This is a genomic window from Comamonas sp. UBA7840 (assembly GCF_002501455.1).
GTDB lineage: Bacteria > Pseudomonadota > Gammaproteobacteria > Burkholderiales > Burkholderiaceae_C > Comamonas > Comamonas jiangduensis.
The window spans coordinates 17044-29926 of sequence record NZ_DLTI01000034.1 but is presented as its reverse complement, the minus strand read 5'-3'; the positions used below and the strand labels follow the sequence as shown (position 1 = coordinate 29926).

Sequence of the window (12883 nt, the reverse complement as noted above, 5' to 3'; positions counted from 1 at the left end):
ACCATGCAGACCGAAGACTTCCCACCCCAGATGCCACTGGCAGACCTGCCTGCGGCAGCCGCGGATGCAGCGCTGTTGCAGGCTGAAAATTTAGGAGCTGCTAGCGCTGAAGAATCATTGGTTTCAGGTCTAAATGATGCTGAAGGTAAGGAAGAGCAAGCGCAAGATGCTCCTAAAACTGAAGTTTCTGCAGTCTGGGCCGCACCAGTGCCTGATGTAGCCACCTTGAGTGCGGCCAAAGACGCAGCGGCTTTCGTGGCGCAAATTTTTACCGACCCCAGTGTTTCGGATGGGGCCGATGCACCGGTCACTGCGGCGCAAGCGGTGCCGCAAGAACCCCAGGTAGAGCTGCCCCCCGTGCCTGCGCAATGGCCGCTGGGCCAGGCGCAGCACCTGCAAGGTCAGCGTGTGCTGATTGTGGGATTGGGCGCATCGGGCATGGCCATGGCCCGCTGGTGCACACGCGCGGGCGCGCACGTCACGGTTGCAGATACACGCGAAGCGCCGCCACAACTGGCCGCGCTGCACGCCGAAATGCCTGACGCACACTTTGTCGGTGGTGCGCTGTCGGTGGCGTTGGTGCAGGGGCAGAACCTGACATCGGTTTACCGCTCACCCGGCTTGTCCCCTGAGGTGATGGCGCCCGTGGTGGATGCGGCCCGTGCCATCGGCCTGCCTGTGGGCGGGGAGCTGGATTTGTTTGCCGCTGCCTTGCAAGGCATGGCCTCGGCCCACGGCTACGCACCCAAGGTGCTGGCAATTACCGGCACCAACGGCAAAACCACCGTCACATCGCTGACCGGCAAATTGCTGGAACACGCGGGCATCAGCGTGGCCGTGGCAGGCAATATTGGCCCCACCTTGCTCGATACGCTGAGCGCCCGGATTGATGCGCACGATTTGCCCCAGGCCTGGGTGCTGGAGTTGTCCAGCTTTCAGCTCGACGGTGTGCAGGGCTTTGAGCCCACGGCGGCTGTGGTGCTCAACATTACCCAAGACCACCTGGACTGGCATGGCAGCATGCAGGCCTATGCCGCAGCCAAGGCGCGCATTTTTGGTGAGACTGGCTTGATGGTGCTCAACCGCGACGACCGTGTGGTGATGGAGATGCTGCCTCCACCCGTGAAGGTCAAGCTACACAAGCCGCAGTTGCGTGCGCACCTGACCTTCGGTGCAGACCTGCCGCGCAACCCCGGTGACTTTGGCATTGAAGTGGTCGCAGGAATGGCTTGGCTGGTGCGTGCCATGGATGTGGACAACGCGGGCCGCAAATCCCGTGATCCCCAGGAAGACCTGGTCATTCAGCGCTTGCTGCCTGCCGATGCGCTGCGCATTCGCGGTCGCCACAATGCCACGAATGCACTGGCGGCGCTGGCCTTGGCGCAGGCCGCAGGGGCGCCCTTGGCGCCCATGCTGTATGGCTTGCGTGAATACCGTGGCGAGCCGCACCGGGTCGAGCCCATCGGCATGGTCAACGGCGTGGAGTACTTTGACGACAGCAAAGGCACGAACGTGGGCGCTACCGTGGCCGCGCTTACCGGGCTGGGCGCTGACCGCCGCATCGTGCTGATTTTGGGCGGACTGGGCAAAGGTCAGGACTTTGCCCCGCTGGCCGCACCGGTGGCGCGCTACGTGCGCGCCGTGGTGCTGATTGGCCGCGATGCACCCCTGATCCAGCAAGCGCTGCAAGGCGAGGGGGTGCCCCTGCTCCATGCCGCCGACATGGCGCAAGCCGTGCAGTTGGCCACAGCCCACGCCAAAGAAGGTGATGCCGTGCTTATGAGCCCTGCCTGCGCCAGCATGGACATGTACCGTGACTACGCCCATCGTGCCCAGGCTTTTATCGGTGCGGTACAAGCGCTGGCCGATGACGCTGGCCAAGTGCTGGAGGGCCACGCGGGATGAACGCCAAGCTGATCCAAGTGCGCGAGCGTGTGCAAGGCTGGTTCCGCGGAACGGTGGACAAGCCCGTGGACGTTTTGCCCGTGCGCGTGGGCGGCACGGAATACCGCAAAACCCGTGCGCTACCCCCGACGGCGCTGGGCTTGGATCAATCGCTGATCTGGGTCGTCATCGGCTTGCTGGCGTGGGGCCTGGTGATGGTGTATTCCGCATCGATTGCCATGCCGGACAACCCCCGCTTTGGCAAGATTGAGCACTACCACTTCTTGCTGCGCCATGCGCTGGCGCTCGGCGTGGGCTTTGTGGCGGCGTTACTGGCGTTTCAGATATCGATGAAGACCTGGGAGCGCCTGGCGATCCCCATGTTTTTGCTGGCGCTGTTTTTGCTGGTCATGGTGCTGGTGCCCGGGGTTGGCCTGGTGGTCAATGGTGCGCGGCGCTGGTTGCCACTGGGCATCATGAATTTCCAGCCCTCAGAGCTGGCCAAGTTTGCGGTGCTGGTCTATGCCGCGGACTACATGGTGCGCCGCATGGATGTGAAAGAGCGCTTCTTTCGCGCTGTGCTGCCCATGGCGGCGGCGGTCTTCTTTGTTGGTGTGCTGTTGCTGGCAGAGCCAGATATGGGCGCTTTCATGGTGATTGTGGTGATCTCCATGGGCATTCTGTTTCTGGGTGGTGTGAACGCCCGCATGTTCTTCCTGATGGCTGCGCTGGTGGTGGGCGCTTTCATGTTGATGATTGCGTTCTCCCCGTGGCGGCGAGAGCGCATCTTTGCATACCTGGATCCTTTTTCGGCCGATCACGCGCTGGGCAAGGGCTACCAGCTGTCGCACGCGTTGATTGCGATTGGCCGTGGCGAGATGTTTGGCGTGGGCCTGGGGCGCAGTGTGGAAAAGCTGCACTGGTTGCCTGAAGCGCATACCGACTTTTTGCTGTCGGTGATCGGCGAGGAGTTTGGCTTTATCGGCATTCTCACTTTGATCATCGCCTTTGTATGGCTGACCCGGCGCATTACAGAGATTGGCCGTGAAGCCATTGCACTGGATCGGGTGTTTGCAGGCTTGGTCGCGCAAGGGGTGGCGTTGTGGTTCGGCTTTCAAGCCTTTATCAACATGGGGGTGAACCTGGGGGCCTTGCCCACCAAGGGCCTGACCTTGCCGTTGATGAGTTTTGGGGGGTCGGCCATTTTGATGAATTTGGTGGCGATTGCCGTGGTGCTGCGCGTTGACTACGAAAACAAGTTGCTTAGCCCGAGGATGAGAAAGTAATGAAAGATAAAGTCGCTTTGATCATGGCCGGTGGCACGGGGGGGCACATCTTCCCGGGCTTGGCTGTGGCCCAAGCATTGCGTGAGCAAGGCTGGCGCGTGCACTGGTTGGGCGCGCCTGAGAGCATGGAGTCGCGGCTGGTGCCACCGCAGGGTTTCCCACTGGAAACCATTGAGTTTGGTGGCGTACGCGGCAAAGGCATGATGACGCTGGCGTTGCTGCCGCTGCGTTTGCTCAAAGCTTTCTGGCAGGCGCTCGCGGTGGTACGCCGCGTCAAACCCGATGTGCTGGTGGGTTTTGGCGGCTACATCACCTTCCCCGGCGGCATGATGGGCGTGCTGGCGGGTAAAAAACTCGTGCTGCATGAGCAAAACTCGGTGGCAGGTGCTGCTAACAAAGTGCTTGCTGCGGTGGCGGATCGCGTCTTTAGCGCATTCCCCGGTGCCTTGAAGCAAGCGCAGTGGGTGGGTAACCCGCTGCGTGAAGCATTTTTGCGGCAACCCGATCCGATCCAGCGCTTTGAGGGCAGGACAGGGCCGCTCAAGGTGCTGGTGGTGGGGGGCAGCTTGGGTGCCAAGGCGCTGAATGATGTGGTGCCCCAAGCCTTGGCCTTGATTCCAGAGGCATCGCGCCCCAGCGTTGTGCACCAAAGTGGCGCCAAGCAGATTGAGGCCTTGCGGGCGAACTATGCAGCCGCCGGCGTGCAAGCAGAACTGACCCCTTTTATTGACGACACGGCGCAGGCATTTGCCGACGCCGATGTGGTGATCTGCCGGGCAGGTGCCAGCACCGTTACAGAGATCGCTGCGGTAGGTGCTGCAGCCATTTATGTGCCTTTTCCACATGCGGTGGATGACCACCAGACCTCGAACGCCAACTTCATCGTAGAAGCCGGCGGTGGGTGGTTATTGCAACAACCTGCACTGAATGCACAAAAACTGGCAGAAATGCTACAGAATATGCAGCGTCCAACGCTCTTGAACGTTGCTCTTAAAGCTAAAACGATGCAGAAGATTTACGCAACCCGTGAAGTGGTTGCTGCGTGCGAGGAGCTCGCCGCATGAAACACGCCATTCAAAACATCCATTTTGTGGGCCTGGGTGGCTCTGGGATGAGTGGTATTGCTGAGGTCTTGCACAACCTCGGCTATACCGTCTCCGGCTCTGACTTGGCACAAAGCGCCACTTTGCAGCGGCTGCAGACACTGGGTATTCAGACTTTCGTGGGGCACGATGCAGCGCACGTGCAAGCAGCGGACGTGGTGGTCACTTCCACGGCCGTGCAAGCGGATAACCCTGAAGTGCTGCAAGCCCGTGTGCGCAAAATTCCCGTGGTGCCGCGCGCGCTGATGCTGGCGGAGTTGATGCGCTTTAAGCAAGGGATTGCGATTGCGGGTGCCCACGGCAAAACTACCACCACCAGCTTGGTGACCAGCGTTTTGGCGGAAGCGGGTCTGGACCCCACATTTGTGATCGGCGGCAAACTCAACAGCGCGGGTGCGAACGCCAAGCTGGGCCATGGCGACTACATCGTGGTGGAAGCGGATGAATCCGATGCATCGTTTTTGAACTTGCTGCCCGTGATGGCTGTGATTACCAATATTGATGCGGATCACATGGAAACCTACGGGCACGACTTTGGCAAGCTCAAGCAAGCCTTTGTCGATTTTCTGCACCGCATGCCTTTCTATGGGCGTGCGATTGTGTGCGCGGAAAGCCCTGCGGTACGCGATATTTTGCCCGTGCTGGCACGTCCGGTGACCACCTACGGTTTTGCCGAAGATGTGCAAGTGCGTGCGGTAGATGTGCGTGCTGAAAACGGCCAGATGTGTTTTAAGGTGCTGCGCCAAAACGGCCAAACCTATCCCGCTCTGGATGTGCGATTGAGTTTGGCGGGCGAGCACAACGTACTCAATGCCTTGGCGGCTGTGGCAATCGCCATGGAGTTGGAGATCGAGGACGACGCCTTGTTGCGCGCCCTGGAGGGCTTCAAGGGCGTGGGGCGCCGTTTCCAAAGCTATGGCGATCTGCCGTGCGCACAAGGCGGCACATTCACCGTGATTGATGACTACGGGCACCATCCCGTGGAAATGGCCGCCACACTGGCCGCTGCACGGGGTGCATTCCCAGGGCGACGCCTGGTGCTGGCGTTCCAGCCGCACCGCTACACCCGCACGCGGGATTGCTTTGAAGACTTTGTCAAAGTGGTGGGAGAGGCGGACGTGGTGCTGCTCAATGAGGTGTATGCAGCTGGCGAAGCGCCGGTGGTGGCTGCCGATGGCCGTGCTTTGGCGCGCGCGGTGCGTGTCGCGGGCCGCGTAGAGCCCATTTTTATTGAGAAAATAAGCGATTTGCCCCAAGTCATCGCGGACAATGCGCGATCGGGTGATGTGGTGCTGTGTATGGGCGCTGGATCGATTGGCGCTGTGCCTGCGCAACTGGTTGAAATGCTAGAGAAAAAAGAGCTGCAAGCGCAGAAGGGGTCTGCGTTATGAGCAAAAACATGAAAAATATCGACGTGCACGCTTTGGGTAAGGTCGCGGTGCTGATGGGAGGCCGTTCGTCCGAGCGCGAAGTCTCGCTCATGTCCGGGCAAGGGGTGCTGGACGCCTTGCGCTCGCAAGGGGTGGATGCCCATGCATTTGACCCCGCCGAGCAAGAGCTGGGCGCCTTGAAGCTCCAAGGTTTTGACCGCTGTTTCATTGCTTTGCACGGCCGTTTTGGTGAAGACGGTACCGTGCAAGGTGCTTTGGAATTGCTGGGCATTCCCTACACCGGCTCTGGTGTGATGGCTTCAAGCATGGCGATGGACAAGGTCATGACCAAGCGTATCTGGCGCTTTGAAGGCTTGCCCACGCCGGACTGGCGCATGGTGGCCAGCGCTGATGAAACCTGCGAGGCCTTTGCTGCCTTGGGTGCGCCCATGATTGTCAAGCCTGCGCGTGATGGCTCCAGCATGGGCTTGACCAAGGTGACCGATGCCAGCCAGTGCGCTGCAGCCTATGCCTTGGCGGCCAAATACGACGATGAAGTGCTGTGTGAGCAGTTCATTGCCGGTGAAGAAACCACGTGCGCGGTGCTGGGCGAAGGCCGTTTCGCCAAGGCTTTGCCGGTGATTCGGATAGAGGCGCCCGATGGTAACTACGATTACCAGAACAAATACTTCAACGATGTCACGCAGTACCACTGCCCCAGTGGCCTGCCTGCAGAGGAAGAGCTGCGCATTCAGCAGATCGTGGAAAAAGCATTCCGCACGCTGGGCTGCCGTGGCTGGGGCCGTGCAGACGTGATGATTCGCCAAAGCGATCGCCAGCCGTTTTTGCTTGAAATCAACACCTCTCCAGGGATGACCGGCCACTCGCTGGTGCCGATGGCTGCGCGCGCGCAAGGCATGAGCTACGAGCAGTTGTGCCTGCATCTGGTGGCGCAAGCATCGCTGGATAGCGATTTACATCAGGAGCGCGCAATCTGATGAGCTACTCCATGTCAGCACCTTTTGACGTCAAACTCATGAACGTGACCGCTACGGCCATGTTCGCGGGCGTGGCCGTCTTGTTGCTGGCCGTGGTGAGTTGGTGGGCACTGCGCCACCCGGCTTTTTCGATTGCACGCATCGTCGTAGAGGGTGAGCTGGTGCACAACAATGCCGTGACTTTGCGGGCGAATGTGGCGCCGCACCTCACCGGTAATTTCTTCACCATCAATCTCAAAGAGGCGCGCGAGGCCTTCGAGCAGGTACCTTGGGTACGCCAAGCAGAGGTACGCCGTGAGTACCCCAACAGCCTGCGGGTGATCTTGCTTGAGCATGAAGCCCAGGCCTATTGGGGGCCTGACACGGGCACCTCCATGGTGAACACCATGGGCGAAGTTTTTGAGGCCAATGTCGGCGAGGTAGAGCGGGAAGGCTTACCTCGCCTTTCTGGTCCTCAGGGCTCGGCTGCGGATGTGCTGCGCATGTTCTATGCCCTGGAGCCTGCGTTCAAAGACATGGGCGCACCACCGATTGATGCCCTGACGCTGCGCGATGGCGGCAGCTGGCTGGTGCAACTGGACAATGGTGCGCAGATTGAATTGGGTGGCGGCAAGGAGCAAGACGTGCTGCAGCGCATTCAGCGCTTTGTACGCACTTTGCCGCAAATTACCCAGCAGTACCAACGGACAACAGAAGCTTTGGAGTACGCGGATTTGCGCTACCCCGATGGCTATGCCTTGCGACTGCGTGGTGTGACGACGGTGTCACGCGAGAAGGCGCTGGAGATGGCGCGTCGCCAAGCTGCAGCGCAACAACAGGATAGTAAAAAAACACGACCTACTGAGGGCAGACACTGATATGGCAAGAGAGTACAAAGACGTCGTCGTCGGTTTGGACATTGGCACTGCCAAGGTCATGGCCGTGGTCGCCGAAGTCATGCCCAGCGGCGAGCTCAAGCTGGCAGGTCTTGGCGTGGCGCCGAGCAATGGCCTCAAGCGCGGCGTGGTGGTCAATATTGAAGCCACCGTGCAAAGCATCCAGCAAGCGCTGAAAGAAGCCGAGCTGATGGCGGATTGCAAGATCCAGCGTGTCTATACCGGTATCACCGGCAGCCACATTCGCGGCTTGAACCAAAGCGGCATGGTGGCGATCAAGGACAAGGAAGTCACACCCACCGATGTGGCGCGCGTGATTGAAACGGCCAAGGCCGTGAGCATCTCTTCGGACCAGCGACTGCTGTTGGTGGAGCCGCAAGAGTTTGTGATTGATGGCCAGGATGTGCGTGAACCTGTGGGCATGAGCGGTATTCGCTTGGAAGCCAAGGTGCACATCGTGACCGGCGCACAAAGTGCAGCGGAGAACATCATCAAATGCGTACGCCGCTGCGGCTTGGAAGTGGAGCAATTGTTGCTGAACCCGCTGGCAGCCAGCCAGGCTGTGCTGACCGACGATGAGCGCGACCTGGGCGTGGCCTTGGTCGACATCGGCGCCGGCACTACCGACGTCGCCATCTTCACCGGTGGCGCAATCCGCCATACCGCCGTGATTCCGATCGCCGGCGACCTGATCACCAGCGACATCGCCATGGCCCTGCGCACCCCCACCAAAGATGCCGAAGACATCAAGGTGGAAAGCGGCTATGCCAAGCAGATGCTGGCCGATCCCGATAGCCAGGTGGAAGTGCCTGGCTTGGGCGACCGTGGCCCACGCATGATCAGCAAGCAGGCGCTGGCGGGTGTGATTGAGCCCCGCGTGGAAGAAATTTTCTCGTTGGTGCAGCAAGTCATTCGTGAGTCGGGCTACGAAGAGGTGCTCTCTTCGGGCATCGTGCTCACCGGTGGCAGTGCTGTGATGCCGGGCATGGTGGAGTTGGGGGAAGACATTTTCCTCAAGCCCGTGCGCCGTGGCGTTCCCAAGTATTCCAGTGCATTGGCCGATATGGTGGCGCAGCCCCGTTCTGCCACAGTCATGGGCTTGTTAGAAGAAGCGCGACAAGGAAGGTTGCGCGGTTTCAAGGTGGCACAAAAGAGTGGGTCTGTGAAGACTGCTTTTGGTCGATTTAAAGACTTCATTGTGGGAAACTTCTAACTATGTGCTCTCGACGCATGCGCATCACGGGTCCTCCCACTGATTTTCGATACCGACGCCGAAGAGAAGCCCCCCATACAGCTATAGCGAACCCAGTTAAAAAATTTCCAGGAGCACCAACATGACCATCGAAATGATCGAAGCCGAAACATTCAATCAGGGCACACAGATCAAGGTGATCGGTGTCGGCGGCGGCGGCAGCAACGCCGTCGAACACATGATTGCCTGCAACGTTCAAGGCGTTGAGTTTGTCAGCGCTAACACGGATGCACAGGCGCTGATTCGCAGCAATGCACACCGCACGATTCAACTGGGTCAAAGTGGTTTGGGTGCTGGTAGCAAGCCTGACAAGGGGCGTGAAGCTGCAGAAGCTGCGGTGGACGACATTCGCGCTGCTATTGAAGGCGCGCACATGTTGTTTATCACCGCCGGCATGGGCGGTGGCACAGGCACGGGCGCTGCGCCCGTGATTGCGCGCGTGGCCAAGGACATGGGCATTTTGACCGTGGGTGTGGTGACCAAGCCTTTCGAATGGGAAGGTGGCCGCCGCATGACCAATGCTGATGGGGGCCTGGCCGAGTTGGAGGCGAATGTCGATTCGCTGATCGTGGTGCTCAACGAAAAGCTGCTGGAAGTGCTGGGCGATGACATCACCCAGGAAGAAGCTTTCGCGCAAGCCAACGATGTGCTGAAAAACGCCGTGGGCGGTATCGCTGAAATCATCAACGAATACGGCCATGTGAACGTCGACTTTGAAGACGTTCGCACTGTGATGGGTGAGCCTGGCAAGGCCATGATGGGGACAGCCCGCGCTTCCGGTCCTGACCGTGCCCGCATCGCTGCGGAGCAAGCCGTGGCCTGCCCCTTGCTGGAAGGCATTGACCTGTCGGGTGCCAAGGGTGTGCTGGTACTGGTGACGGCCGCCAAGGGCAGCCTCAAGCTGGCCGAATCGCGCCTGGCCATGTCCACCATCAATGCCTACGCTTCGCCTGAAGCGCATGTGATTTATGGTGCGGCTTACGACGACTCGTTGGGTGATGACATCCGCGTGACCGTGGTGGCAACCGGCTTGTCACGCCCCATGGCACGACGCCAGGCCATGTCGGTGGTGCAAGGTGGTTTGCGTACCGGTACCGATGGCGACTTCGCCTATGCAGGCTCGCCCACCAATGCAATGGGTGGTGTGACCATGGGCGCTGCAGGTGTTGCGCCCACCATGGGTGCAGCCACGGGAGGCATGGGCGGTGGCTACGGCGATGTGAGCGTGCCCAGCGTGTGGCGCACCAACCGCACGCAAGCGGCTGCGCGCGTGGATGCCTTGTCTTCGGGCGGCATGGATGATCTGGAAATCCCCGCATTCTTGCGCAAGCAAGCCGATTAAGCGCTGAGCGAATCTGCCTAAAAACCGGGCCTAGTGGCCCGGTTTTTTTATGTGTGACAGACCAGCCTAAGCAGGGGTCAACGGTCTCTAGCAATCGGCGTTATAGATATTTCCAAGACCTTCTAAGGGCAGCAAACAGCCCCTCACCAGTAAAATCACGCCATGCTTCAGCAACGTACCATCAAGACCATCACCCGTGCCGTCGGCATGGGCCTGCACAGCGGCCAACGTGTCGAGATGACACTGCGCCCTGCGCAGCCTGATACGGGCATTGTGTTTCGTCGCGTGGACTTGCCAGAGCCTGTGGATATGCCCATCCATGCCCAAGCGATTGTGGACACGCGCATGGCGTCCACCATTGGTGTGGGCAATGCCAAGGTGCACACCATCGAGCACCTGATGTCGGCCCTGTACGGCTTGGGTATTGATAACTTGTACGTAGATATCACCGCCGAAGAAGTGCCGATTTTGGACGGATCTTCTTCCTCGTTCGTGTTCTTGCTGCAAAGTGCTGGCATTGAGCTGCAAAACGCCGCCAAGAAATTTATCCGCATCAAGCAGTCCGTGGAAGTGCGTGAAGGCGAAGGCAAGAGCCTTAAATGGGCGCGCTTTGACCCCTACCATGGCTTTAAGTTGAAGTTTGATATCGACTTCTCGCACCCCGCGGTGGACTCCACAGGCCAGTCGTTTGAGTTCGATATGGGAGAGGGCAACTACATGCGCGATATTGCCCGCGCCCGCACCTTTGGCTTTACCAAAGACGTGGAGATGCTGCGCACCAATGGCTTGGCGCTGGGTGGTGGGCTGGACAACGCCATCGTCATGGATGACTACAAGGTGCTCAACAGCGACGGCCTGCGCTACGACGATGAGTTTGTGAAGCACAAAATTCTGGATGCGATTGGCGACCTGTACGTCATCGGTCACCCGATCTTGGGCGCCTACAGTGCTTTTCGCTCCGGTCACGGCATGAACAACCAGTTGATTCGCGCCGTCCTGGCAGAGGATGCCAACTGGGAATTTGTCACTTTTGAAAATGAGCGCAAAGCACCCGCAGGCTTTGCACAGACGGCACTCGCTTGGTAATAGGCAGCAGGCCTTGCCCGGCTTGAATCACGGTATAAAGCAGCCATGCTGATTTTTCGCTGGCTGCTTTTTATTTTGCTGATTGCCTCGGCATTGTGCTTTGTCTTCTTTCTGGGTACAGGCAGGCCCCACTACAAATACTGGGGTTTTCTGATCTTGAAGTGGGCAGTGATTGCCGGGCTGGCATTTTTTGCGGTTCTGGGGCTGTCGCGCTTTTTGATGATTTAGCCCGTTCGCACTGCAAGTTATTGCATCTGTAAAGCTGGTGCAAAGTGCGCGGCGTGCTTGCGCAAAGTACGGTAAAGCCGGGCGCTTTCGGGTGTTTGGGCCGTTTTTATCTCGCATCATCACGGCCATCAGCTGCAGAAATTGCTGCTGGGTTTCTTAGAAAGGATGCCGCTATGCGACTACAACGCCTCACTTCTTCCATCGCCATGGTGACTGCCCTGACCTTGGGTGCTAGCGCTGTGGCGCAAGCGCAGCCTCATGGCGGGCCGCGCCACCATGGGCCACCGCCGCATGCGCAAGGCCCGCAGCATGGCCCACACTCCGGCTGGCAGCATGGCCCGCGTCCGCGCCCTCAGCCGCATGGGTATTACGGCCACCGGCCACCACCGCCCGCCGTGCACCATTACCGCGGCGCTGGCCCGCGGCATAACTGGGTGCGGGGCTCTTATTTGCCGCCGCAGTACCGCGCGCCCCGCTATGTGGTGCATAACTGGCGAGGTCACCGTTTGCACCAGCCGCCGCGTGGCTACCAATGGGTGCAGTATGGCGGCGACTACATGCTGGTGGCCATCGCTTCCGGTGTGATTACGCAGCTCATCATCAACGGAGTGCGTTAAAAAGCAGAGCTGCTAGCGCTTTTAGATTCATGGTTTCAGATGGTTTTATATCTGAAATCTATAAATATCAAGCGCTGCAAGCTCACAAAATAGAAGCGCACAAGGCCTCTGTGCAGCAGTAAAAAACGCCTCGTCAGAGGCGTTTTTTACTGGTTGGCGTATGCATCTGTACGTGCGTGTGCATGCGCCGTGGCAACTTGCTCAATACACCCGCCCGCCTTTGAGCATGGCGTGCTGTCTGCGTTGCAGCGTGGATTCTGCTGCCAGCTTGCTCAGGATGGAGCCCGCGTGCGCATGCGTGATGGCCATGCCCAGGGCATCGGCCGCGTCGGTGCCCGGCAGGCCCGGCAGGCTGAGCATGCGTTTGACCATTTCCTGGATTTGCGACTTGGCGGCACGGCCATGGCCGGTGATGGCTTTTTTCATCTGCAGCGCCGTGTATTCAGCCACCGGCAAATCCTTGGTGACCAAAGCCGTCAGTGCTGCGCCACGCGCTTGCCCCAGCAGCAGGGTGGACTGCGGGTTCACGTTCACAAACACGATTTCAACGGCTGCCACCTGCGGCTCGTAGCGTGCCACGACTTCGCTGATGCCCTCGTACAAAATCTTCAAGCGCGCCGGCAGATTGCCCAGCTCCACCCCTTCGGTGCGCGTGGTGCAAATGGTGCCGCTGGCCACATAGCGCAGTTGCTGGCCATCACGCTCAATGATGCCAAAGCCAGTGGTCTGCAAGCCAGGGTCTATACCAAGAATTCGCATGAAGAAAAAATGAGCTGCTTGCGCAGTCTGTATAAGCGTTAGGGGGCAATAAGGCTGGTCATCACTACGCCTCAAGCCCAGGG

At 59.4% G+C, this 12883-nt stretch carries 12 protein-coding genes; 11 read left to right on the top strand and 1 reads right to left on the bottom strand.

Annotated features, from left to right (window positions below; all coding sequences use genetic code 11):
• Positions 1-3: 3 nt before the first annotated feature.
• The 11 genes from murD (at position 4) to B3R00_RS13340 (ending at position 12041) form a co-directional block, all read left to right on the top strand.
• Positions 4-1905 (top strand): UDP-N-acetylmuramoyl-L-alanine--D-glutamate ligase, encoded by a 1902-nt coding sequence (gene murD, locus B3R00_RS13390; RefSeq protein WP_286999425.1) that lies wholly within the window; start codon positions 4-6, stop codon positions 1903-1905.
• Positions 1902-3170 carry a putative lipid II flippase FtsW gene (gene ftsW / locus B3R00_RS13385; RefSeq protein ID WP_219163905.1) on the top strand — a complete coding sequence of 423 codons (1269 nt, stop codon included), beginning with the start codon at positions 1902-1904 and terminating at the stop codon, positions 3168-3170. The genes murD and ftsW overlap by 4 nt, the downstream gene beginning before the upstream one ends.
• A complete protein-coding gene (murG, locus tag B3R00_RS13380; RefSeq protein WP_286999424.1) occupies positions 3170-4234 on the top strand; it encodes an undecaprenyldiphospho-muramoylpentapeptide beta-N-acetylglucosaminyltransferase in 1065 nt (354 codons plus the stop codon). Before ftsW ends, murG begins: the two co-directional genes overlap by 1 nt.
• Entirely contained in the window at positions 4231-5664 is a 1434-nt protein-coding gene (murC, locus tag B3R00_RS13375; protein WP_286999423.1) for a UDP-N-acetylmuramate--L-alanine ligase, read from the top strand. The genes murG and murC overlap by 4 nt, the downstream gene beginning before the upstream one ends.
• Complete coding sequence (locus B3R00_RS13370; protein WP_286999422.1) at positions 5661-6641, top strand: D-alanine--D-alanine ligase; 981 nt, start codon at positions 5661-5663, stop codon at positions 6639-6641. Before murC ends, B3R00_RS13370 begins: the two co-directional genes overlap by 4 nt.
• A complete protein-coding gene (locus B3R00_RS13365; RefSeq protein WP_174863650.1) occupies positions 6641-7498 on the top strand; it encodes a cell division protein FtsQ/DivIB in 858 nt (285 codons plus the stop codon). The genes B3R00_RS13370 and B3R00_RS13365 overlap by 1 nt, the downstream gene beginning before the upstream one ends.
• Position 7499: 1 nt before the next feature.
• Positions 7500-8729: a cell division protein FtsA gene (ftsA, locus tag B3R00_RS13360; protein WP_174863648.1), complete on the top strand. Its 1230-nt coding sequence runs from the start codon at positions 7500-7502 to the stop codon at positions 8727-8729.
• A gap of 121 nt (positions 8730-8850) precedes the next feature.
• Entirely contained in the window at positions 8851-10110 is a 1260-nt protein-coding gene (ftsZ, locus tag B3R00_RS13355; RefSeq protein ID WP_286999421.1) for a cell division protein FtsZ, read from the top strand.
• A 162-nt stretch (positions 10111-10272) separates the two neighbouring features.
• Positions 10273-11196: a UDP-3-O-acyl-N-acetylglucosamine deacetylase gene (lpxC, locus tag B3R00_RS13350; protein ID WP_286999420.1), complete on the top strand. Its 924-nt coding sequence runs from the start codon at positions 10273-10275 to the stop codon at positions 11194-11196.
• Between the two features lie 45 nt (positions 11197-11241).
• The gene (locus B3R00_RS13345; protein ID WP_286999419.1) at positions 11242-11424 is read left to right on the top strand and encodes a hypothetical protein; all 183 of its coding nucleotides are present in this window, start codon (positions 11242-11244) and stop codon (positions 11422-11424) included.
• A 173-nt stretch (positions 11425-11597) separates the two neighbouring features.
• Entirely contained in the window at positions 11598-12041 is a 444-nt protein-coding gene (locus tag B3R00_RS13340; protein ID WP_286999418.1) for an RcnB family protein, read from the top strand.
• A gap of 201 nt (positions 12042-12242) precedes the next feature.
• Here B3R00_RS13340 and ruvC read toward each other — a convergent pair whose 3' ends face one another.
• Positions 12243-12800, bottom strand: a complete 558-nt coding sequence (gene ruvC / locus B3R00_RS13335) for a crossover junction endodeoxyribonuclease RuvC (protein ID WP_286999417.1) — start codon at positions 12798-12800, stop codon at positions 12243-12245.
• Positions 12801-12883 lie beyond the last annotated feature (83 nt).

Bases quoted from the DNA above. Each gene is read 5' to 3' on its own strand.
- lpxC (WP_286999420.1), top strand. From the start codon at position 10,273: ATGCTTCAGCAACGTACCATCAAGACCATCACCCGTGCCGTCGGCATG.
- B3R00_RS13365 (WP_174863650.1), top strand. From the start codon at position 6,641: ATGAGCTACTCCATGTCAGCACCTTTTGACGTCAAACTCATGAACGTG.
- ftsW (WP_219163905.1), top strand. From the start codon at position 1,902: ATGAACGCCAAGCTGATCCAAGTGCGCGAGCGTGTGCAAGGCTGGTTC.
- B3R00_RS13370 (WP_286999422.1), top strand. From the start codon at position 5,661: ATGAGCAAAAACATGAAAAATATCGACGTGCACGCTTTGGGTAAGGTC.
- murC (WP_286999423.1), top strand. From the start codon at position 4,231: ATGAAACACGCCATTCAAAACATCCATTTTGTGGGCCTGGGTGGCTCT.
- B3R00_RS13345 (WP_286999419.1), top strand. From the start codon at position 11,242: ATGCTGATTTTTCGCTGGCTGCTTTTTATTTTGCTGATTGCCTCGGCA.
- murD (WP_286999425.1), top strand. From the start codon at position 4: ATGCAGACCGAAGACTTCCCACCCCAGATGCCACTGGCAGACCTGCCT.
- ruvC (WP_286999417.1), bottom strand. From the start codon at position 12,800: ATGCGAATTCTTGGTATAGACCCTGGCTTGCAGACCACTGGCTTTGGC.
- murG (WP_286999424.1), top strand. From the start codon at position 3,170: ATGAAAGATAAAGTCGCTTTGATCATGGCCGGTGGCACGGGGGGGCAC.
- B3R00_RS13340 (WP_286999418.1), top strand. From the start codon at position 11,598: ATGCGACTACAACGCCTCACTTCTTCCATCGCCATGGTGACTGCCCTG.
- ftsZ (WP_286999421.1), top strand. From the start codon at position 8,851: ATGACCATCGAAATGATCGAAGCCGAAACATTCAATCAGGGCACACAG.
- ftsA (WP_174863648.1), top strand. From the start codon at position 7,500: ATGGCAAGAGAGTACAAAGACGTCGTCGTCGGTTTGGACATTGGCACT.